We start from the raw sequence: 21,259 nt of genomic DNA on the forward strand, positions 1-21,259 counted from the left end.
ACCGACACCTTATCCCATACCATTGCCGTTCCGGACGGAGCGTAGCGAAGTTTCGGAACCCAGGCCTCCTGGACAACGGCAAAGGCAACAATTCAATGGCCCTGCAAAGGGTTTTCTTTCCCTGTCTTCGCAGGGAAGACACCGAATGTCTGGCGACGCATCCACACTCGGATGAGCGTCGCAGCACGAAGCATCAGTGAGCAATCGTCATGAAACGCACCCTTGGCACCTGTTACTATCCGGAGCACTGGCCGGAAGAGATGTGGGAGGCGGATGCCCGCCGCATGGCAGAAACCGGCCTGACCTGGGTCAGGATCGGCGAGTTTGCCTGGTCACGGCTTGAACCGGCTCCGGGCGATCTGCAATTCGACTGGCTGGATCGTGCCATCGACACGCTCGGCCAGGCGGGTCTGAAGGTCGTGCTCGGCACACCGACGGCAACACCGCCGCGCTGGATGATCGACAGACATCCCGACATGGTCGCCGTCGACGCCAATGGTCACCCGCGCAAGTTCGGCTCCCGCAGACATTACTGCTTTTCCCACGAGGGCTTTCGGGAAGAGAGTGACCGGATCGTCCGGTTGATCGCCGAGCGCTATGGCAGGAACCCGCATGTGGCGGCCTGGCAGACAGACAATGAATATGGTTGCCACGACACGGTCATCTCCTATTCAGGAGCAGCCCGCCGGGGCTTCCGGATCTGGCTCCAGAACCGATACGGTTCGATAGAGGCCCTCAACCGCGCCTGGGGCAATGTGTTCTGGTCGATGGACTACGCGTCCTTTGACGAGATCGATCTGCCCAACCTGACGGTGACCGAACCGAACCCGTCGCACACGCTTGCGTTTCGGCGGTTTTCCTCCGATCAGGTCGCCGTCTTCAACAAGCGCCAGGTCGACATCATCCGGGCGCATTCAGATGCCCCGATCAGCCACAACTACATGGGCCGGATCACCGAATTCGATCATTTCAAGGTCGGTGATGATCTCGAAATCGCCACCTGGGACAGCTATCCGCTCGGCTTTCTGGAAGACCGGGTCGGCGCCGATGCCGGTCATCAACGGACCTATATGCGCCAGGGCGATCCGGATTTTCAGGCCTTCCACCACGATCTTTACCGCGCCGTCGGCAAAGGCCGCTGGTGGGTGATGGAACAGCAGCCAGGCCCGGTCAACTGGGCCCCATACAATCCGGCTCCCCTGCCCGGCATGATGCGGCTCTGGGCCTGGGAGGCCTATGCCCACGGTGCCGAGGCGGTCTGCTATTTCCGTTGGCGCCAGGCTCCCTTTGCCCAGGAACAGATGCATGCCGGCATGCTGCGGCCGGACAATGCCGATGCGCCCGCGCTGATCGAGGCCCGGAAGGTGGCAGATGAACTGCGCAAGGCCCCGGACGTTTCCGCGCCGCAGGCACCCGTTGCCCTTCTCTTCGATTATGACGCCGATTTTGCCTGGGCGACCCAGCCGCATGGGGCAGGCCTCTCCTATTTCCAATGTGTCTTCGACACATACAAGGCGCTGCGCAAACTCGGTCTTTCCGTGGATATCCTGCGCGGTGAGACCCGGGACTTCACTGGCTACAAGATCGTGGCCGCCCCCGGCCTGATCTACATGCCCCAGGACCTGAAACAGGCTCTGGCGGAAGCCGATGCGGACGTCGTGCTGGGCCCGCGTTCCGCCGCCCGCAATGCCGATATGGTCATTCCCGTTCCATTGCCACCCGACATGCCCGGCCTGGAGCTCGCCGTGTCGCGCGTGGAAAGCCTGCGCCCGGATATGCCGATGCCGCTGAAAGGCGGAGGGGCTTTTGTCGGCTATCGCGAGGAGCTGGAAACCGCCGCAGAAACAATTCTGGAACTGGAAACCGGTGAGCCGGCCGTTATCCGTCAGGAGAACCTGACCTATGTCGGCGGCTGGGGTGATGAACATGCCCTCAAGCGGATCTATGAACAACTCTGCGAGGAAGCCGGTATCGGAACCACTGAACTTTCGGGTGGTGTTCGTTGCCGCGATACAGACGATCTCAGGATCTGGGTCAATTATGGCGCCGACGCTGCCGAGACACCCGCAGGTAGAATTGAGGCGGCTGGTGTCTTGTTTGAGCCGAAATAAGCGAAAGGGCCGGAAAACCCCGGCCCTCTTGCTCTTGTCGCATTGTCCGCGCTCCTGTCAGCTGACAGTTCGCCTCTCGGCCTTGCGGGCGGTCTTCATGCACAATGCTGCCGCAGACAAGGCTGCAATCCCGACAGGCTTGTAGTGGCTCGCCAGACCGAGTTTTGTGGTCGGGAATTTTCTCAAGCCGGTATGCTGACAAGGTCTGTTCTGGCGCTTGTTGTTTTTCACCGTGTCGGAAAGATAGAGCGTCATGTCATTGCCTCCAGTTAGAGTGTCCTGGAATACAAGTGGCAAACCGGAAGCCAGTCCTTCATGACAAATTTTCAGCATTAATTTCAATGCGTTAAATGAGTTGCAAGGTTAACTATATTGCCCGGGATTCGCGAAACAGAAAAGAAGCTTCCTGTTTTCGGCAAATTCCGCCGGACCTTCCCGAGCGTCGTGCGAGCGAAATGAATCTCGAAAGGCAGCGGGTCGGAACACCTGCTGCGTCCCGACGGCTGTTCAACTCGGACGACGAACAGGCCTGCAGCGGATCTATGGGCAGCTCTGTGAGGAAGCCGATATCGTATCCACTGAACCGTCGGGCAATGTTCGCTGCCACAATAGGGAAGCTCTCAGGATCTAGGTCAATTGCGGCGCCGAGGTTGCGGACACGCCGGCAGGGCGGGTCGAAGCGGCAGGCGTGTTGTTCGAGAAGCTGTGAAGACAGAAAAGCGCGCCACAGCGCGCTCCTTTTAATTGTCATCCCGGGCGAAGCGCAGCGAAGACCCGGGACCCAGGAGTCCTGGGCGCTCACTTGCGGGCACTACGTCAAAGGATGAAGGGTCCGGGATCCCCGCTTTCGCGGGGATGACATCGTGTACAGGCGGCCGCTTCCTATGCCGCCTCGCCGTCCACCAGCTGTCGGATAATCGACGCATAATTGTCAGCGCCCTGCGCCCCGGTGATCAGGTGCCGCCGTTCGAAAATGACAGCCGGAACACCCTGAATGCCGTTTCCGGTCCAGAAGGCTTCTTCCTGGCGGACGGTGTCGGCGAAGCGCCCATCCTCCAGCACCTTGAGCGCTTCAGCCCGGTCAAGCCCGACCGTCGCAGCGACGTCGGCCAGGACGGCATCATCATTCAGATCCTTGCGATCTTTGAAATAGGCCTCGAACAGCGCCATCTTCAGCGGGTGTTCCTTGCCGTCTGGTCCGGCCCAGTGGATCAGCTGATGCGCCTTGAACGTGTTGACCATGCGCATGTCATCGGTAAAGCGGAACTCGAACCCGAGATCCGCACCCACCGCAGTCAGACGGTCACGGGCGGCCGCGGATTGCTCTGCGGTGGACCCGTATTTGCGCATGATATGCTCTCGAAGGTTCTCGCCCTCGTCCGCCATGTCCGGATTGAGCTCGAACGGGTGCCACTTGATCGCCGCCGAAATGCCGGTGTCTGCAATGGCCTGTTCAAGCTGCTTGAAACCGACAATGCACCAGGGGCAGACCACATCGGAAACGATGTCGATCTGCAGGACATCATCGAGGGATTGGTCGGTCGTCTCAGTCATGAGTTTCTCCTTGTATTCCGCCCTCAGAGCGTCGCATCGCCTTTGGGTGGCGGGTTCCAGCCCCGCTCCGTCCGTTCATGCCGGTCCTCGCCGCGATCCGCCCGCATGATTTCGAACATCGTCTCGGAATGGGCGCGCATCGCGTCGATATAGGACTTGTCGACACCGCCGTCATTGTAGTTCGTGCGCAGATCGTCGAGCATCGCGAGATCGTGATGCCGGAACTCCTGCGCCTTGCTGCGCGCCCTATAAGGATGGCGGCCGAGTTCAACGAGCGCTTGCCGTCCGAGAGACAGCGCCCCTTCGAACACCTCGCGCTCGGCATAATGTGCACCGGCATTCTCCAGCTCATAGACATGGTGCCGGTCGCGGGCGCGCGCCAGGATCTTCACCTTCGGATAGGTCTTGGCGACATGCTCGACCATCAGCGTCTGCTTGTCCCGGTCGTCGACGGCCGCGATGAAAACATCCGCATCGTCGAGACCGGTTCCATGCAGCAGGTCCGGCCGCGTGGCATCGCCATAGAAGGTGCGGATGCCGATGCGGTGCAGGTTATCAATGGTCTGCGGATCGTGGTCCAGAATGACCACGTCATAGCCGCTGGTCATGAGCATGCGCGAGACGATCTGGCCATAGCGGCCCATGCCCGCAACAACGACACGCCCGCGGCTGTCGATCGCGTCAGGCTCGCGGTCGGACGAGGCCACCGCTCGCGGTGCAACGACCTTTTCGTAGAAGATGAAGAGCGCCGGTGTCAGCAGCATCGATATCGCCACGACCAGCGTCATGGTCTGGAGCAGATCCCGTTCGAAAACGCCACTGCCAGAGGCAATGCCGAAGAGGACAAAGGCGAATTCACCGGCCTGCGCCAGACCCAGCGCAAACAGCCAGCGGTCCGCCCCCTGCAGCTTGAACAGCATGCCGAGCCCGAAAAGCACCGCGAATTTCACAGCCATCAGGCCAAGGGCCAGACCGACGATGACAAGCGGCGCACCGAAGAGCAGGTTGAAATCGATACCGGCCCCGACGGTCAGGAAGAACAGGCCGAGCAGTAGTCCCTTGAAAGGCTCGATATCGGCTTCCAGCTCGTGCCGGTAGTCGCTGTCCGACAGGACAACACCAGCCAGAAAGGTGCCGAGCGCGGGCGACAGGCCGACAAAATCCATCAGGAGGGCAATGCCGATCACCAGCAACAGAGCCGTCGCGGTGAAGATTTCCCGCAGCCGTGCTTCGGCGATGAATCGGAAGATCGGGCGCAACAGATGGCGGCCGGCAATGATGATTGCGGCAATCACCGCCAGGATGACCAGCATCTGGACCCAGCCAGGCAGGGAGGCCAGCGCTTCGCCGCCATGACCTCCTCCGTGGCCATCGCCGTGGCTGTCCGCCCCGTGACTGCCACCGAGCGCCAACAGCGGCAGCACCGCCAGCATCGGGATCACGGCAATGTCCTGCGTCAGCAGGACGGAGAAGGAGCTCTGCCCGCCTTGCGTCTTCAGCCAGCCCTTCTCGTTCAGCGTCTGCAGCACGATGGCAGTGGAGGAAAGCGCCAGGATCATGCCAAGCGCCAGCGCGCTCTGCCAGGCCAGACCGAAGGCGATGCCGAACCCGGCCAGCACTGCCGTCGTGCCGACCACCTGCAGGCCGCCGAGCCCGATCAGTTGCTGACGCATTTTCCAGAGCATGGCCGGCTTCAATTCCAGCCCGACCAGGAACAGCATCATCACCACACCGAATTCGGCGAAATGCTGCACATCCGTTGTTTCGGATCCGACCAGGCCAATAACAGGCCCGATCACCACACCGGCAATCAGGTAGCCCAGAACCGAGCCGAGGCCGAGGCGATTGGCAATCGGCACCGCGATCACCGCGGCACAGAGATAGACGAAGGCTGCGCTCAAAAGCTCCATCAGACAGCCTCCCCTTTCAGAATGAAGTCATCGAGCACGTCCGTCAGGACGGCTGCGCTGGACGCTTTTTCCAGATCGAACCGGTCCGCCACCAGGGCTTTCAGGAGATCGTCATAGGCATTGCGGTGAATGTTCAGCCGGTTCTCCTCGTCCGCCCGGCCTGCGCCAAACATCACGAAGGGCGCCAGGTAGCGCATGCCGCACAGGTCCGCCGTCTTTTCAAACGGGGCCAGCAGGCTGCGCAGATCCGCATGGTTCATGCCATCAGCGGAATAGGCCTCCGGCTTGGCACCGGTCGTCAACGCGTTGAACAGGGTCTTGCCGCGCAGCGCCTTGCCGTGCAGCCCATAGGCAAATCCGTGTTCCAGAACCAGGTCCTGCCACTCCTTGAGGATGGACGGGGTCGAATACCAGTAGAGCGGATGCTGAAAGACAATCACGTCATGCGCGACCAGCAGGGCCTGTTCCCTGTCGACGTCGATGCCGAAATCCGGATATTCGGCATAAAGATCCTTCGCAGTCACGCCCTGCACGGATTGCGCGGTCTGAAAGAGCGGCAGATTCACCTCGGACCGGTCAGGTCGCGGGTGGGCAAATAGAACAAGAACTTTGGCCAATGGAGCCCCCGATATGCGGACAGAAAGGACCAGCCGGTCGGGCTGGCCCTCAACGTTTCCTTGAAGGTAGAGCGTCGGCGCCTCGCCGACAAATTCCGGTGTCGTCGCTTCAGTCTGTTTTCACGTCACTGGCGAAACGGGCAGCGTTTTCCTTCAGGAATTCACTTTCATCCGCGTCTCCCCAGAAGGCAGGTTGCGCCTTCGGAATGGTCAAAGCCTTCTGGACCGCCGGTCGGGCATCGATCCGGTCGAACCAGGCTTTCAGATTGTCCAGCCCGTCGACCGACACTTTGGCCCAGACATAAGCCCGCGCCCAGGGATAGGTTGCCATATCGGCAATCGTGTATTGATCCCCGGCGAGCCAGTCGCGCCCGTCAAGGCGTGTGTCGAGCACTTCAAGGAGCCGGCGGGTTTCATCGACATAGCGCTTGATGGAAAAAGGCTCTTCATGACCGTTGGGGGCCGCGATGCGCTGGAAATACATGGCCTGGCCCATCATCGGCCCGATGCCGCCCATCTGGAACATCAGCCATTGCAGTGTTTCCGATCTGGCTTTCTGGTCCTCGGGAAGAAACCGGCCATATTTCTCCGCCAGATACCAGAGGATGGCCCCACTCTCGAATACCGGGAAATCACCATTGCTCCGGTCGACTATCGTCGGGATGCGCCCGTTCGGATTGAGCTGCATGTAGTCCGGTGCCTTCTGTTCCTTCTTCGAGAAGTCGATGAAGGTCAGGTCGTAGGGCACCCCGGCCTCCTCCAGAAAGATCACCGGTTTGTAACCGTTCATCGTGGCGGCTGTATAAAGATGAATGTCAGGCCTCGACATGACCGGCCTCCCTGCAGAAATCGGTTTTCGCCCCGCTGTCGGCACTCAATTCAGCCGGCTGCCGGTTGATGATCAGACCATGCGCCATGTGCAACTCCCTCCGCTGGGTTCGGCGCTTCAGACTGTGCGCCGTCTTGATCTCGCTGCACAGATGAGAGATAAGGAAACAAATATCAACCAGTATACTTTTGGTAACCTAGTTGAGGACACGATCTTGGATGCACATTTGAAGACGGAAGGCCGCCGCAGGGTGGTCAGCGACGCCTGTGCAGGCCCCTGCCCGATCGAACGTGGCATGCGCATTCTGGGCGGCAAATGGACCGGCTCGATCCTGTGGCACCTGAAGGATGGCCCGGTGCGTTTCAACGACCTGGCGCGCATGCTGGGTGGTGCCAGCAAGAAGATGGTTGCCGAGCGTCTGCGTCAGCTGGACGAGCGCGGCCTTGTCTCGCGCACGGTTCTGCAGACCGCTCCGGTCTCGGTCGAATACGAGATCACGGAATTCGGGCAAACCGCCCTGTCCTTCCTGGATGCGCTCAGGATCTGGTCCGAGTCCTTGCCCCGGGACCAGATAGACCTGGCTTAACGGACGCTGACCCGTGCGCAGCTCGCCCCGCTTTCGGCAATCGCGTGGATGACAGCCTCGAAATGCAGAGCTTCCTTGAAGGACGGTACCGCCTGGCGGTTCTCGGCAATGGCGCGCAGGAATTCGTGCACCTCGATCACCTTCAGATCGTTGAAGCCGAGCTGGTGGCCGGCCGCTGGAACGAACTGGCCATAGGGCGGATGGGCCGGTCCGGTCAGCAGGGTTTTGAAGCCCTGCTCGGCCAGCGGCCCGCGGTTCTGGTAAAGGCGCAACTCGTTCATGCGTTCCTGATCGAAGGTGAGCATGCCCTTCGTGCCATGAACCTCGAAACCGATGTAACTCTTGCGGCCCCAGGCGCTGCGCGACGTGGAGATCACGCCATGGACGCCGTTCTGAAACGTCAGGAGCGCTGAGGCAATGTCCTCGTTTTCGACAGGACGCCGTTCGCTGGAACCATCGCCCATCGGCCGGGTCTCGTGCACCGTTTTCGTTTCGGCGATCAGGCTTTCGACCGGCCCGACCATGGCTGTTGCCAGCGAGACCAGATGGCAGCCGAGGTCGCCAAGCGTGCCGAGCCCTGCATCCGCCTTGGTGGCGCGCCAGGTCCAGGCCAGCTCCGGGTCGGCCTGGTAGTCCTCGTCGACCATGCCGCGGAAATGCACGATCCGGCCAATGGCGCCCTCGGCAATCAGCTTGCGCGCATGTGCGATGGCGGGATTGTGCAGGTAATTGTAGCCAACGATGGTCTTGGCGCCTGTCTTCTCCGCAAGCGCCAGCATCTCGCGCGCATCCTCCAGCGTCAGCGCCATCGGCTTTTCCAGATGGACGTGCTTGCCTGCCTCCAGCGCGGCCATGGCCATGTCCCGGTGGACCTTGTTCGGCGTGGTGATGCAGACGATGTCGACTTTCGGGTCGGCAATCAGATCCGTCCAGTCACTTGTGCCGCGCGCAAAACCGAATTGATCCGCAAAGGCGTCGGCCTTCTCGGACGGCACATCACACAACACTTCCAGCCTGGTCGGCGGAACGTCGCCAAAAACGGCTTTCACCGAGCCATAGGCCAATGCGTGGCACTTGCCCATGAAGCCGGTGCCGATCAATCCAATGCCGAGGCTGTCCATGTCCCGGATCTCCTGTAGCTTCTTTGCCACCCAGGTGAAGACGTCATCCCGAGGAGGACCGACAGGTCCGTCTCGAAGGGGCGGCAGCAAGTTCACGTGTCCGCGGCCCGTCCTTTAGGACAGCGCCACGCTTTTGTCTTCGATACTTTTTTTGTTCGTCACTACCGGGCCTGACCCGGTAATCCCTTCCGTGACCGCCCCACAAGCAATCGTTGACAACTGGGACCGCACCGGTATGGATCCCATGGTCAAGCCATGGGATGACAAACAAACGGGGTTAAGTTTCCTTCGATCAGATCTCGTCGACAGCAACGGCCCGACGTTCGGCGACCGACTTCAGCGCCGCTTCGGCCAGTGCCAGCGCCTTCAACCCGTCCTCGCCGCTCGGCGAGGGTTTGACGCCTTTTTCCATCGCCTCGACAAAGGCGGTGATCTCGGCCGCATAGGCTTCGGTGTAACGGGTCATGAAGAAGTCGTGCAGCGGTGGACGCAGATAGCCCTCCGCGGTCGCCACCTCGATGGAGACAGGCCGCTGGTTTTCAGCAGATACGCTGCCCTTGGAACCGTGCACCTCGATGCGCTGGTCATAGCCATAGGTTGCCCGGCGCGAATTCGAGATCGAGCACTGCTTGCCGGACGCCGTGGTCAGAACGACGCTGGCGCTGTCATAGTCACCAAGCTTGCCGATTTCCGGATCGACCAGAACGGACGCCGTTGCATAGACGGTGGTGACCTCTTCGCCCAGCAGGAAACGGGCAATGTCGAAATCATGGATGGTCATGTCCCGGAAGATGCCGCCGGAGACCTGGATATAGGAGGGCGGCGGCGCGCCCGGATCGCGCGAGGTGATCTGAACCATCTCCACGTCACCGATGCGGCCTTCATCGATCGCGGCGCGGACCGCACTGAAATGCGGGTCGAAACGGCGATTGAACCCCATCATCAAGGTGGCATCGAGATCTTCGACGGTCTTGAGGCAGGCCTTGACCCGGTCCAGCGACAGATCGATCGGTTTCTCGCAGAAGACGGCCTTGCCGGCATGTGCGAACTGTTCGATCAGGTCGGCATGGGTATCGGTCGGCGTGCAGATGACCACCGCATCGACATCACCGGCCGCCGCGATCTCGTCGATGCTGCCGACACGTGCGTCATAGGCGGCAGCCAGCGTTTCGGCGGCTTCCGGGAAGGTGTCTGCAACGGCAACGAGTTTTGCTCCAGCGGTCGCATCGATGGCCTTGGCGTGGACCTTGCCGATACGCCCGGCGCCGAGCAGCGCAACATTGACGGCCATGTGTATTCCTCCCGGGTGTTGGCGCGGCGTCATGACCGGACCATCTTGCAAATATAGAATAAAAATTCCAAAATCACTTTCCACGGAATGTGTCAAGTCGGAAAAGAAGAAACGGATGCCCGAAACCGAACCGGAAGCCCCTCTCCCCTCCTCGCCGCCCGAGACCATCGACGCGTTTTTCAAGCGTCTCGGCGCCACGGCCGAAAGGCTGCCAAAACGGCTCAAGCAGTTTGCCGACTTCATCGCCGCCAACCCCGACCGCGTCGCGGTCTCCACCGTCGCGGAGCTCGCCGAAGGCGCGGACGTGCAACCCTCTGCCGTCATGCGCTTCTGCCAGGAAATGGGGTTTTCCGGCTTTTCGCAAATGCAGAAACTGTTCCGCTCCAATTATTCCCAGAAGTGGCCGGACTATGCAACGCGCCTGGCGAAGCTCAGGGAACACGGCACCGAATCGCCGTCCGCGCTTCTGGCCGAATTTGTTGAGGTGGGACGCTCGTCCCTTGAGAACCTGCTGACCACGGTCGACCCGACGTCGCTTCAGCAGGCGGTCGACGTGCTGGCGCGTGCCGAAACCATTCACATGATCGGTTTCCGCCGGGCTTTTCCGGTGACCTCCTACCTCGCCTATGCCTTTGAAAAAATGGATGTACCGGCTGTCCTGCATTCCGGCATCGCCAGCATCAACATGGAGCATCTGATCCGGCCGAACGATGCCGTCATTGCCGTCACCTTTGCACCCTACACCGAGATGACCATCGACATGGCCACCAGGGCCCGCGCTGTCGGGGCCGATATTGTCGCGATCACGGACGTGGTCACCAGCCCGCTCGCGCGGCTCAAGGCGATCCAGTTGCTGGTCTCGGAACTGGATGTCGGCGCGTTCCGTGCGCTCTCTGCAAGTCTTTCTCTGGCCATCGCTTTGGCCGTTTCGGTGGGGGCGCAGCGCAACCGCTCCTGACGATTTTGGAAAAAATCTGTTGCAATAAACAAAAAATAGAATTTAAATTCCAAAAGTGGTTTCGGCAGACCGGGACCACCCACGACTTCTGAACCGCGGGCGGGACACATTGAGGCCCGCGAAGTAACGTTCTGGGAGGAACACGATGAAAAAGACACTGATCGCAATGGCAGCTGCCGCCGTTGCCTTTACCGGCCTGACGGCTCCGGCATCCGCAGAGGGCGAGCGTTTCGTGCTTGTCAGCCATGCGCCGGACAGTGACAGCTGGTGGAACACCATCAAGAACGCGATTGCAGTTGCCGGCGACCAGATGGGCGTCGAGGTGGAATACCGCAACCCGCCGACCGGTGACCTGGCCGACATGGCCCGCATCATCGAACAGGCTTCCGCGTCCAACCCGGACGGCATCATCGCAACCATCGCCGACTACGACGTCCTCTCCGGCCCGCTGTCCAACGCGGTTGCCAAGGGCATTCCGGTGATCACCATCAACTCCGGCACCCAGGACCAGTCCCGGGAACTCGGCGCGCTGATGCATGTCGGCCAGCCGGAATATGACGCCGGCAAGGGGGCAGGCGAAAAGGCCAAGGCGGCCGGGGTCACCAGCTTCCTCTGTGTCAATCACTACATCACCAACCCGGCCTCCGTTGAGCGCTGCCAGGGCTATGCAGATGCACTCGGCGTGGAACTCGGCGGCCAGATGATCGACAGCGGCCAGGACCCGGCCGAAATCAAGTCCAAGGTCATGGCCTACCTGCAGGGCAACCCGGACACCAACGGCGTCCTGACGCTTGGCCCGACCTCCGCGCACCCGACGCTGGCCGCGCTTGAGGAAATGGGCAAGTCCGGTTCGATCCACTTCGGCACCTTCGACCTGTCCGGTGAAATCGCCGAAGGCATCAAGTCCGACGTGATTGCCTTTGCCATCGACCAGCAGCCTTACCTGCAAGGCTACCTGCCGGTGGTCATCCTGACGAACCTCTCCCGCTACGGCGTGGTTCCGGGCAACTCCATCAACTCCGGCCCGGGCTTCGTCACCAAAGGCAACATTGCCCTCGTGGAGAAATACGCAGGCGAATACCGCTAAGGGCTGTTTCTGCCCACATCCGACAGCCTTTGCGGCCAACTGGAGAGGCGGCTTGCTGCCTCTCCACTTTGAAACGACCCGCGCTCCTTTGGGCAGATGCCCGCGGTCGAGCGCCCCTATCCGGAACACACCAAGCGGCCGGGCCGCAGCAGTCAAGGCGGCCGGCTGACCGGACCGCAGGAGGAACCTCATGTCTGAGACACAGACGCCATCAGCGCCAGATCCGGCCGCGCCCGAAAAGGACGAACGTGTCCGCGAGATGTCGGCGCTCCGCAAGGCGTTGATCCGACCCGAACTCGGTGCCATCTGCGGCACCATCCTGGTCTTCATGTTCTTCGTCGCCATCGCCCGCGACAGCGGCATGTTCGCCCCCGAAGGCATCATCAACTGGGGCACCGTCGCCGCCCAGTTCGCCATCATCGCCGTCGGCGCCTGTCTTCTCATGATCGCCGGCGAGTTCGACCTCTCCGTCGGCTCCATGATCGGCTTTTCCGGCATCGTCATTGCCCTCATCTCCGTGCAATGGGGCTACCCCGTCTGGTTCGCCATCGTCGTCGCCTTCCTCCTGGCGCTCACCATCGGCGCCCTCAACGGTTACCTCGTCATCAAGACCGGCCTGCCCTCCTTCATCGTCACCCTCGCCTTTCTCTACATCCTGCGCGGCCTGACCATCTTCACCGCCATCGCCACCACCCGCAAAACCATCATCGGCGGCGTCAAGGATGCGGCCGAGGGCGATCCCATCGCCTGGCTCTTCGGTGGCAAGGTCTTCAACGGCCTCTTTGTCTGGCTCGCCGATCTGGGCGTCGTCGGCAAGTTCGTGGCCGGGCCGAAGGCCGGTCAGCCCGTGGTCGAGGGCATCCCGATGCTCATGATCTGGGCCATCATCCTGATCATCTTCGGTCACTTCCTCCTCACCCGCACCCGCTTCGGCAACTGGATCTTCGCCTCCGGCGGTGATGCCCAGGCCGCCCGCTATGTCGGCGTTCCGGTCAACCGGGTGAAGGTTCTGATGTTCATGTTCTCCGCCTTCTGCGCCACCGTCTTTGCCACCTGCCAGGTGATGGAGTTCGGCTCGGCGGCGGCCGACCGCGGTCTTCTGAAGGAGTTCGAGGCGATCATCTCCGTGGTCATTGGCGGGGCGCTTCTGACCGGAGGCTACGGCTCGGTCATCGGGGCCGCCCTCGGCGCTCTCGTCTTCGGCGTCGTCCAGCAGGGCCTGTTCTTTGCAGGCGTTGAAAGCTCTCTCTTCCGCGTTTTCCTCGGTGTGATCCTGCTGCTCGCCGTGATCCTCAACACTTACATTCGCCGCATGATCACGGGAGAACGCTAAGATGTCCGATGCATTGATCGAACTCGTCGATATCGAAAAGCACTTCGGCCCGGTGATTGCGCTCAACGGCGTCACCGTGTCCGTCAAGCCGGGGGAATGCCACTGCCTTCTGGGCGACAACGGCGCCGGCAAGTCCACCTTCATCAAGACCATGTCCGGCGTTCACAAGCCGACGAAAGGCAAGATCCTGATCGAGGGCAAGGAGGTCAACTTCTCCAGCCCGCGCGATGCCATGAATGCCGGCATTGCCACCGTCTATCAGGATCTGGCCATGATCCCGCTGATGTCGGTGACGCGGAATTTCTGGATGGGGCGCGAGCCGCAGAAGAGCATCGGCCCGTTCAAGTTCTTCGACTTTGCCAAAGCAAACGAGGTCACCATGAGCGAGATGGCCAGGATGGGCATTCATCTGCGCTCGCCCGACCAGGCGGTCGGCACGCTGTCGGGCGGCGAGCGCCAGACGGTGGCCATCTCCCGGGCGGTCTATTTCGGGGCCAAGGTGCTGATCCTCGATGAGCCGACTTCTGCCCTTGGTGTCCGCCAGACCTCCAACGTCCTGGCGACCGTCGACAAGGTGCGCAAGAAGGGCATCGGCGTGGTCTTCATCACCCACAATGTCCGCCATGCCATGGCTGTCGGCGACCGCTTCACCGTGCTAAACCGCGGCAAGACCCTCGGCACCGCCACCCGCGGCGAGATCAAGGCCGAGGAACTTCAGGACCTCATGGCCGGCGGACAGGAACTCGCAGAACTCGAAGGTTCCCTCGGCGGGACAATCTGACGGGAAAGATCCAAACGGACGGAATGTGCACGTGACCAAACTCGATGTCATCACCATCGGCCGCTCGTCGGTCGACCTCTATGGCGCGCAGGTGGGCGGCCGCCTGGAGGACATGGCCAGCTTCAACAAGTATATCGGCGGCTCCCCCACCAACATGGCCACCGGCACGGCGCGTCTTGGCCTGAAGTCCGGCCTGATCACCCGTGTCGGCGACGAACATATGGGCCGCTTCATCCGTGAGGAACTGGAACGGCACGGGGTCGATACCAAAGGCGTCGTCACGGACAAGGAGCGGCTGACGGCGCTGGTGCTTCTCGGCATTCGCGACCAGGAACAGTTCCCGCTGATTTTCTACCGCGAGAACTGCGCCGACATGGCGCTTTGTGAAGACGACATCGACCCGGCCTTCATCGCCTCGGCCAAGGCGGTGGTGGCCACGGGAACCCATCTCAGCCATCCACAAACGGAAGCCGCCGTTCTGAAGGCGCTCCGGCTCGCCCGCGGCAATGGCAGCAAGACGGCGCTCGACATCGATTACCGGCCCAATCTCTGGGGCCTGTCGGGCCACGGCGACGGTGAGAACCGCTTTATCGCCTCCGACAAGGTCACGGCGAAATTACAATCGACGCTGCATCTCTTCGACCTGATCGTCGGCACGGAAGAAGAGTTCCATATCGCCGGTGGAACCACCGACACGATCGAGGCGCTCCGGAACGTGCGCAAGGTGTCTGGCGCTACCCTCGTCTGCAAACGCGGACCGATGGGGGCCACCGCTTTTGAAGGCGCCATTCCGGACAGTCTCGACGACGGTGTCTCCGGCCCGGGTTTTCCGATTGACGTGTTCAACGTGCTTGGCGCTGGCGACGGCTTCATGTCCGGTCTGCTGAAGGGCTGGATCACAGGCGAGGACTGGGTCAAGTCCCTCACCTATGCCAATGCCTGTGGCGCCTTTGCGGTCTCCCGCCATGGCTGCACCCCCGCCTATCCGAGCTGGGAGGAACTGCAATTTTTCCTGAAGCGCGGCGTCAGGGACAAGGCCCTCCGCAAGGATCCGGACCTGGAGCAGATCCACTGGTCGACCAACCGCCGGTTCACCCATGGCGGCGACTGGTCGACCATGCGGGTCTTCGCCTTCGATCATCGCATCCAGCTGGAGCAGATGGCGGACGAGGCCGGCGCGGCCCACGACCGGATCGGCTCGTTCAAGGCACTGTGTCTTGATGCGGCAAAGAACGTCGCCGGCGGCCAGCCCGGCTATGGCATCCTCTGCGACAGCCGCCTCGGCCGAGAGGCCCTTTATCAGGCCGCCGGAACGGGTCTTTGGATCGGTCATCCGGTGGAGTGGCCAGCCTCCCGGCCACTGACGCTTGAACCGGAAATCGGACCCGATTTCGGCGGCCTGGCCGAATGGCCTGCGGAGCATGTGGTCAAGGTGCTCTGCTTCTATCATCCGGAAGACACGGACACCATGAAGGCGCAACAGGAAGACGTGCTCAAGCGCCTCTTCGCGGCCTGCCGGCGCAACCGCCTGGAAATGCTTCTGGAGGTCATTCCCTCCAAGGTGGGCCCCGTCAACGACGACACCACGGCCGACGTCATCCGGCGGATCTACGAGATCGGCATCTATCCGGACTGGTGGAAACTGGAACCCATGACGTCCAAAACCGCCTGGGCCAGGGCCTGCGCCGCCATCACCGAGAATGATCCCTATACGCGCGGAATTGTCGTTCTGGGTCTGGACGCCCCGGAAGACCAGCTGGCCGCAAGTTTTGCCGAAGCCGCTCAGTTCAGTCTGGTCAAGGGCTTCGCCGTTGGACGCACGATCTTCGCCGATGCGGCCCGAAAGTGGCTGGCCGGTGACCTTTCCGATGAAGACGCTGTTGCCGACATGAGCACCCGATTTGAACGCCTCTGCAGCCTCTGGGACGAGGCCCGCGCACAGGCCCGTTTCAACGACACCCAAGGAACCCCTGCATGAGCACCCTTCGACTGACCGCGGCCCAGGCGATGGTCCGCTACCTGTCGGCGCAAATGACCGAAGACGGCGAGCGCTTCATTGACGGGATCTGGGCGATCTTCGGCCACGGCAATGTGGCCGGGCTGGGCGAGGCGCTGGAGCAGGCCGGCAACGCCCTGCCGACCTGGCGCGGCCAGAATGAACAGACCATGGCCCACACGGCCATTGCCTATGCCAAGGCGAAGAAACGCACGCGTGCCATGGCGGTGACTTCCTCCATCGGGCCGGGCGCCACCAACATGGTCACGGCTGCGGCGCTTGCCCATGTGAACCGCCTGCCGCTGCTGCTGATCCCGGGCGATGTCTTCGCAAACCGCGCGCCCGACCCGGTCCTGCAGCAGGTCGAGGATTTCGACGACGGCACGGTCTCGGCCAATGACTGCTTCCGGCCGGTCTCGCGCTATTTCGACAGGATCAGCCGACCGGAACACTTGCTCACCGCGCTGCCCCGTGCCTTCCGCGTGATGACCGATCCGGCGCAGTGCGGCCCGGTGACCCTGTCCTTCTGCCAGGACACCCAGGCCGAGGCGTTCGATTATCCGGCAAGTTTCTTCGAACCGAAGGTGTGGCGTATCCGCCGGCCCGAGCCTGACAGACGCGACATTGCCGATGTCGCTGCCCTGATCAAGGAGGCAAAGCGGCCCGTCCTCGTCTGCGGTGGAGGTGTTGTCTATTCCCGGGCCGAAGAGACCTTGGGCGCTTTCGCTTCCACCCACGGCATTCCGGTGATCGAGACCCAGGCCGGCAAGTCAGCCCTCGCCCAGGCGCATCCGATGAACTTTGGGGCTGCCGGTGTCGATGGTGCTGCGAGCGCCAACGCGCTTGCCGAAGCCGCCGATCTCGTGATTGGCGTCGGCACCCGTTTCCAGGACTTCACCACCGGGTCCTGGGCGCTGTTCAAGGAGCCGGGCCGCAAGCTCGTCTCCCTCAACGTGCAGGGCTATGACGCCGACAAACACGGTGCAGTCGGTGTAGTCGGCGACGCCAAAGTGTCGCTGGAAAACCTGTCGGCTGTTCTCGGCGATTACCAGTCCGGCGCGTTCGATCCTGAAGCCCGCCTCGACTGGCTGGCAAGGGTCGACGCCCATTGCAGCGCCCGCACGGATGTGCCGGAGGGGTATCTGCCTCTCGATGCGGAGGTGATTGGAGCCGTCCAGCGGACCTCGACCGACAAGACCATCGCCATGTGTGCGGCAGGCACCATGCCCGGCGCGCTGAAGCTTCTGTGGCAGGCGCCGCAGGGCGGCTATCACATGGAATACGGCTTTTCCTGCATGGGATACGAGATTGCCGGCGCCATGGGTGTGAAGCTCGCGCAGCCGGAGCGGGATGTGGTCTGCTTTGTCGGCGACGGCTCCTACATGATGGCCAATTCGGAACTTGCCACCGCCGTCATGCGGCAGGTGCCGTTCACGGTGGTCCTGACCGACAACCGCGGCTTTGGCTGCATCAACCGGCTGCAGATGGGCACCGGCGGGGAGCAGTTCAACAATCTCTACAAGAACTGCAATGTCGAGGCCCAGCCGGAGATCGACTTCGTTGCCCATGCCGCCGCCATGGGCGCTCATGCGGTCAAGGCAAGGGACATTGCCGACCTGGAAGCGCAGATCCTGGCCTCAAGGGAGCGTGCGATCCCAACGGTGATCGTGATCGACACGGACCCGATGCACGGGCCCGGCGAAGCCGGTGGCGGCCACTGGTGGGACGTGGCTGTTCCGGAAGTCTCCGAAAGACCGCAGGTCCGGGCGGCGCGCGAAGGCTATGTCGCAGCGCTGAAGGATCAGAGCCTTGTGGAGTGAAGGGAGCAAAACAAGAAGCCTCCACTCCACACCTCGTCATCCCATGGCTTGACCATGGGCCTGCCCTCGACTGGATCGGGGGATCCATGCCGTTCACGAACCCAACACTTCCATGCCTTTGGCACGGAAACGGCGTGGATTGCAGGGTCAAGCCCTGCAATGACGAACTCGAAGTGAAGAACCGGCGCATTTCATGCGCTTCAACAAACTCTAACCTCATCCTGAGGAGGACACTCAGGTCCGTCTCGAAGGATGGGCGGCGAATTCCTAGCAAGCGGCCCATCCTTCGAGACAGCGCTGAAGCGCTTCCTCAGGATGAGGTCGGAGAAAAATGGCATCAACAACAGTCCCGTATTCGCGGACCAGGACACCAACATGATCCTTTACGGCACCAACCCGATTGCCTGGGCCAATGACGACGACCAGAGCCTTGGCGCACATATTCCGACGCAGCAGATCCTGGCGGAAGCCGCAGAGATCGGCTTTGACGGCATCGAGAATGGCCACCGCTGGCCGGACGAACCGGAGGCCCTGAAACAGCTGCTCGGCAGCCACGGTCTCAAGTTCATCTCCGGCTGGTACTCGCTCAACCTGCTGGCACAGTCCGTCGAGGACGAGAAAAAGGCAATCCAGCCGCATCTCGACAAGCTGAAACACAATGGCTGCAAGGTCTGCATTGCCTGCGAGACCTCCAACACCATTCAGGGGTCTGATGTTGACATCAACACCAGCCCGGTCCTGTCGGCGGAAGAGATGACCGCCTTTGGGGCAAAGGTGGAAGAGCTGGCCGCCTTCTGTGCAGAGCAAGGCATCGATCTTGTCTACCATCACCACATGGGCACGGTTGTTGAGACGCTGGAAGAGATCGACGCCTTCATGTCGGCAACAGGACCAGCCACGAAGCTGCTCTTCGATGCCGGTCATTGCTACTTCGGCGCCAGGGGCGCCGACCCGGCCCCGGTCCTGAAGAAATACGCCGACCGGATGAAACACTTCCATGCCAAGAACGTACGCCCCGCAGTCATGAAGGACATCCGCGACAACGGGAAATCCTTCATGGACGGCGTACGCGCCGGGGTCTTCACGGTGCCGGGAGATGAGGACGGCGGCATTGACTTCAGGCCGCTCATCCAGATCCTGAAGGACAATGGCTATCAGGGCTGGATCGTGATCGAGGCGGAACAGGACCCGGAGGTCCGCGAACCGTTCCAGTATCAGAGCCTGGGTCTCAGAACTCTGAAGGACATTGCAAAAGAGGTGGACCTTAAATGAGCGAGCTGCTCCGCAAACCCGATGGCACCAGCGGCAAGGTGCATGACATCACCGTCGACACCGCCAGGGGACCGAAGGCGCCGGACTGGGGCTACGTTGGCTTCGGCCTCTACCGCTTGAAAGCGGGCGAGACGGTCGCCGAGCAGACCGGCGACCGCGAGGTGATCCTGGTCATGGTCGAGGGCAAGGCCGGCATCTCCGCCGGCGGCGAGGACTTCGGCACCCAGGGCGAGCGCATGAGTGTCTTCGAACAGCTTCCGCCCCACAGTGTCTATGTGCCGAACGGCACGGACTGGTCGGCGGCGGCCGTGACCGACTGCACGATCGGTGTCTGCACGGCCCCGGGCAAGGGCGGCCACAAGGCACGGGTCCTGCCGACACCGGAAAAGGTCACGCGCGGCAAGGGCGCCAACACGCGCTACATCTTCCCGATCGCCATGGAAGAATCTGACGTTGCCGACAGTCTTCTGGTGACCGAAGTGTTCACACCGCAGGGCAACTGGTCGTCCTATCCGCCGCACCGGCATGACGAGGACAACTTCCCCGACATGACCTATCTGGAAGAGACCTATTACCACCGCCTGAACCCGGACCAGGGCTATGGCCACCAGCGGGTCTTCACCGAAGACGGCAGCCTGGACGAGACCATCTCCATGAACAGCCATGACGTGGTGCTGGTCCCCAGGGGCCACCATCCCTGCGGCGCGCCCTATGGCTACGAGATGTATTATCTCAACGTCATGGCCGGCCCAATGCGCAAGTGGCGCTTCCAGAACCATCCGGACCACGACTGGATCGCTCAAAGGGATGCCGGGTAAACGAAGGCCTTTTGCCTGCCCGCCGCATTTCAGGGCACGCCTCTCCCATCAACCTTATCCTGAGGAAGCGCGTCGCTCTGTCTTTAAGGATCGGCCGCTTGTTCCTTGAGACGTTGCCGATCTTCTTGAGGCGAACCTGACGGCCGCCTCAGGATGAGGTCACCAGAGCACTTGCCGGTTGGACTGGAAAAACACTGCTACTTTCCTCAAGCACCAACTGCGACTTTACGCAACAACAACTATAATTTTTGAAATAGCTTCAAAACAGGCAAGGCAATAAAGCGGCATTTGCGAATTTCTATTAATATTTCCTCAGAGGAAGAAACTCCACACTCCCAAGTCAGTCGATCACAACTCCCTTAAGAGGTGAACATGGCTTACAATATACTTACCCTCGCAAAGAAGTGCTCCAGACACACCGCACTCGCCGCCAGCCTGCTGCTGGTTCCGGGCTCTGCGCTCGCGGAGGACATTCTCATCGGCGTCGAGGATCTGACCTATTATCCGCACTACACGATGGAAGGTGGCGAATATGCCGGCTTCGGCCGCGCTGTGCTGGATGCCTGGGCCGCCGACAACGGACACACCGTGACCTACAAGGCCTTTCCGATCAAACGGCTGATGTCGATGCTGGTCGAAGGCCAGATCGACCTGAAATATCCGGACAATGCCTACTGGTCCTCCGACCTCAAGGACGGCAAGAACGTGACCTATTCGGAGGCCGTCGTTGAATATATCGACGGTGTCTCGGTCGCGCCGGACAATGTCGGCAAGGGCATGGGATCCGTCAAGAAACTCGGCACCGTGCGCGGCTTCACGCCCTGGGCCTGGCTGGACGAAATCAACGGCGGCTCCGTCGAACTGTCCGAGCTCGGAGCTCTCGACGGCCTGATCAAACAGGCCGCGGCTGGCCGCATCGACGCAGCTTATGCCAACGTCTCCGTGATCCAGCACCAGCTTGGCGAAATGGGTCAGAGCGGCAGCCTGAAATTCGACCCGGACCTGAAACACACCCGCGACTTCTACTATCTCAGCACGACAACCAAACCGGCGCTGATCGAGGATTTCAACGCGTGGATGGCCGAAAACACGGACAAGGTGGCTGCGCTCAAGGCAGAGTACAACGTGACGCTGGACTGAGCGCTCCTGATCCCCATTTCAATATGCCAAGGGCG

Annotated in this window: 18 protein-coding genes; 11 read left to right on the forward strand and 7 right to left on the reverse strand. The window is 61.4% G+C overall.

Annotated features, from left to right (window positions below; all coding sequences use genetic code 11):
- Nucleotides 1-209 precede the first annotated feature (209 nt).
- On the forward strand, nt 210-2,111 hold the full coding sequence (locus tag CHH27_RS15195; protein WP_094072342.1) for a beta-galactosidase: 1,902 nt from the start codon (nt 210-212) through the stop codon (nt 2,109-2,111).
- 57 nt (nt 2,112-2,168) lie between these two features.
- Here CHH27_RS15195 and CHH27_RS15200 read toward each other — a convergent pair whose 3' ends face one another.
- The 5 genes from CHH27_RS15200 to CHH27_RS15220 form a co-directional block, all read right to left on the reverse strand.
- Nucleotides 2,169-2,366, reverse strand: a complete 198-nt coding sequence (locus CHH27_RS15200; protein ID WP_157738946.1) for a hypothetical protein — start codon at nt 2,364-2,366, stop codon at nt 2,169-2,171.
- 627 nt (nt 2,367-2,993) lie between these two features.
- Nucleotides 2,994-3,665 carry a DsbA family oxidoreductase gene (locus CHH27_RS15205; protein WP_094072344.1) on the reverse strand — a complete coding sequence of 224 codons (672 nt, stop codon included), beginning with the start codon at nt 3,663-3,665 and terminating at the stop codon, nt 2,994-2,996.
- Nucleotides 3,666-3,688: 23 nt separating this feature from the next.
- Complete coding sequence (locus tag CHH27_RS15210) at nt 3,689-5,575, reverse strand: monovalent cation:proton antiporter-2 (CPA2) family protein (protein WP_094072345.1); 1,887 nt, start codon at nt 5,573-5,575, stop codon at nt 3,689-3,691.
- The gene (locus CHH27_RS15215) at nt 5,575-6,192 is read right to left on the reverse strand and encodes an NAD(P)H-dependent oxidoreductase (RefSeq protein ID WP_094072346.1); all 618 of its coding nucleotides are present in this window, start codon (nt 6,190-6,192) and stop codon (nt 5,575-5,577) included. Before CHH27_RS15215 ends, CHH27_RS15210 begins: the two co-directional genes overlap by 1 nt.
- A 109-nt stretch (nt 6,193-6,301) precedes the next feature.
- Nucleotides 6,302-7,021, reverse strand: a complete 720-nt coding sequence (locus CHH27_RS15220) for a glutathione S-transferase family protein (RefSeq protein WP_094072347.1) — start codon at nt 7,019-7,021, stop codon at nt 6,302-6,304.
- Between the two features lie 214 nt (nt 7,022-7,235).
- On the opposite strand from CHH27_RS15220, the gene CHH27_RS15225 reads away from it, so the two are divergent.
- Nucleotides 7,236-7,607, forward strand: a complete 372-nt coding sequence (locus CHH27_RS15225) for a helix-turn-helix domain-containing protein (protein ID WP_208988239.1) — start codon at nt 7,236-7,238, stop codon at nt 7,605-7,607.
- On the opposite strand, the gene CHH27_RS15230 is transcribed toward CHH27_RS15225, so the two are convergent.
- Both CHH27_RS15230 and iolG read right to left on the reverse strand, forming a co-directional pair.
- A complete protein-coding gene (locus tag CHH27_RS15230; protein WP_247646112.1) occupies nt 7,604-8,818 on the reverse strand; it encodes a Gfo/Idh/MocA family protein in 1,215 nt (404 codons plus the stop codon). The genes CHH27_RS15225 and CHH27_RS15230 overlap by 4 nt on opposite strands.
- A gap of 202 nt (nt 8,819-9,020) precedes the next feature.
- Nucleotides 9,021-10,019 carry an inositol 2-dehydrogenase gene (gene iolG, locus CHH27_RS15235; RefSeq protein ID WP_094072348.1) on the reverse strand — a complete coding sequence of 333 codons (999 nt, stop codon included), beginning with the start codon at nt 10,017-10,019 and terminating at the stop codon, nt 9,021-9,023.
- A gap of 115 nt (nt 10,020-10,134) precedes the next feature.
- Between iolG and CHH27_RS15240 the strand changes: the two genes are divergently transcribed.
- The 9 genes from CHH27_RS15240 (at nt 10,135) to CHH27_RS15280 (ending at nt 21,224) form a co-directional block, all read left to right on the forward strand.
- The gene (locus tag CHH27_RS15240; RefSeq protein ID WP_094072349.1) at nt 10,135-10,977 is read left to right on the forward strand and encodes a MurR/RpiR family transcriptional regulator; all 843 of its coding nucleotides are present in this window, start codon (nt 10,135-10,137) and stop codon (nt 10,975-10,977) included.
- 145 nt (nt 10,978-11,122) lie between these two features.
- Complete coding sequence (locus tag CHH27_RS15245) at nt 11,123-12,064, forward strand: sugar ABC transporter substrate-binding protein (protein WP_094072350.1); 942 nt, start codon at nt 11,123-11,125, stop codon at nt 12,062-12,064.
- Nucleotides 12,065-12,254: 190 nt separating this feature from the next.
- Complete coding sequence (locus CHH27_RS15250; protein ID WP_094072062.1) at nt 12,255-13,397, forward strand: ABC transporter permease; 1,143 nt, start codon at nt 12,255-12,257, stop codon at nt 13,395-13,397.
- Between the two features lies 1 nt (nt 13,398).
- Nucleotides 13,399-14,178 carry an ATP-binding cassette domain-containing protein gene (locus tag CHH27_RS15255; protein WP_094072351.1) on the forward strand — a complete coding sequence of 260 codons (780 nt, stop codon included), beginning with the start codon at nt 13,399-13,401 and terminating at the stop codon, nt 14,176-14,178.
- Between the two features lie 31 nt (nt 14,179-14,209).
- Entirely contained in the window at nt 14,210-16,156 is a 1,947-nt protein-coding gene (gene iolC, locus CHH27_RS15260) for a 5-dehydro-2-deoxygluconokinase (RefSeq protein WP_094072352.1), read from the forward strand.
- On the forward strand, nt 16,153-17,994 hold the full coding sequence (iolD, locus tag CHH27_RS15265; protein ID WP_094072353.1) for a 3D-(3,5/4)-trihydroxycyclohexane-1,2-dione acylhydrolase (decyclizing): 1,842 nt from the start codon (nt 16,153-16,155) through the stop codon (nt 17,992-17,994). Before iolC ends, iolD begins: the two co-directional genes overlap by 4 nt.
- Before the next feature lie 375 nt (nt 17,995-18,369).
- The gene (gene iolE / locus CHH27_RS15270; protein ID WP_094074779.1) at nt 18,370-19,266 is read left to right on the forward strand and encodes a myo-inosose-2 dehydratase; all 897 of its coding nucleotides are present in this window, start codon (nt 18,370-18,372) and stop codon (nt 19,264-19,266) included.
- Complete coding sequence (gene iolB / locus CHH27_RS15275; RefSeq protein WP_094072354.1) at nt 19,263-20,084, forward strand: 5-deoxy-glucuronate isomerase; 822 nt, start codon at nt 19,263-19,265, stop codon at nt 20,082-20,084. The genes iolE and iolB overlap by 4 nt, the downstream gene beginning before the upstream one ends.
- Before the next feature lie 372 nt (nt 20,085-20,456).
- Nucleotides 20,457-21,224, forward strand: a complete 768-nt coding sequence (locus CHH27_RS15280; protein WP_094072355.1) for an ABC transporter substrate-binding protein — start codon at nt 20,457-20,459, stop codon at nt 21,222-21,224.
- The last annotated feature ends 35 nt before the right edge of the window (nt 21,225-21,259 follow it).

Source organism: Labrenzia sp. VG12 (assembly GCF_002237595.1).
Taxonomy (GTDB): Bacteria; Pseudomonadota; Alphaproteobacteria; order Rhizobiales; family Stappiaceae; genus Roseibium.

Excerpts from the sequence above, each read along its gene's own strand:
- CHH27_RS15245 (WP_094072350.1), top strand. The coding sequence starts at position 11,123 with ATGAAAAAGACACTGATCGCAATGGCAGCTGCCGCCGTTGCCTTTACC.
- CHH27_RS15250 (WP_094072062.1), top strand. The coding sequence starts at position 12,255 with ATGTCTGAGACACAGACGCCATCAGCGCCAGATCCGGCCGCGCCCGAA.
- iolD (WP_094072353.1), top strand. The coding sequence starts at position 16,153 with ATGAGCACCCTTCGACTGACCGCGGCCCAGGCGATGGTCCGCTACCTG.
- CHH27_RS15220 (WP_094072347.1), bottom strand. The coding sequence starts at position 7,021 with ATGTCGAGGCCTGACATTCATCTTTATACAGCCGCCACGATGAACGGT.
- CHH27_RS15240 (WP_094072349.1), top strand. The coding sequence starts at position 10,135 with ATGCCCGAAACCGAACCGGAAGCCCCTCTCCCCTCCTCGCCGCCCGAG.
- CHH27_RS15200 (WP_157738946.1), bottom strand. The coding sequence starts at position 2,366 with ATGACGCTCTATCTTTCCGACACGGTGAAAAACAACAAGCGCCAGAAC.
- CHH27_RS15210 (WP_094072345.1), bottom strand. The coding sequence starts at position 5,575 with ATGGAGCTTTTGAGCGCAGCCTTCGTCTATCTCTGTGCCGCGGTGATC.
- iolB (WP_094072354.1), top strand. The coding sequence starts at position 19,263 with ATGAGCGAGCTGCTCCGCAAACCCGATGGCACCAGCGGCAAGGTGCAT.
- CHH27_RS15255 (WP_094072351.1), top strand. The coding sequence starts at position 13,399 with ATGTCCGATGCATTGATCGAACTCGTCGATATCGAAAAGCACTTCGGC.
- CHH27_RS15195 (WP_094072342.1), top strand. The coding sequence starts at position 210 with ATGAAACGCACCCTTGGCACCTGTTACTATCCGGAGCACTGGCCGGAA.
- iolG (WP_094072348.1), bottom strand. The coding sequence starts at position 10,019 with ATGGCCGTCAATGTTGCGCTGCTCGGCGCCGGGCGTATCGGCAAGGTC.
- iolE (WP_094074779.1), top strand. The coding sequence starts at position 18,370 with ATGATCCTTTACGGCACCAACCCGATTGCCTGGGCCAATGACGACGAC.
- CHH27_RS15280 (WP_094072355.1), top strand. The coding sequence starts at position 20,457 with ATGGCTTACAATATACTTACCCTCGCAAAGAAGTGCTCCAGACACACC.
- CHH27_RS15205 (WP_094072344.1), bottom strand. The coding sequence starts at position 3,665 with ATGACTGAGACGACCGACCAATCCCTCGATGATGTCCTGCAGATCGAC.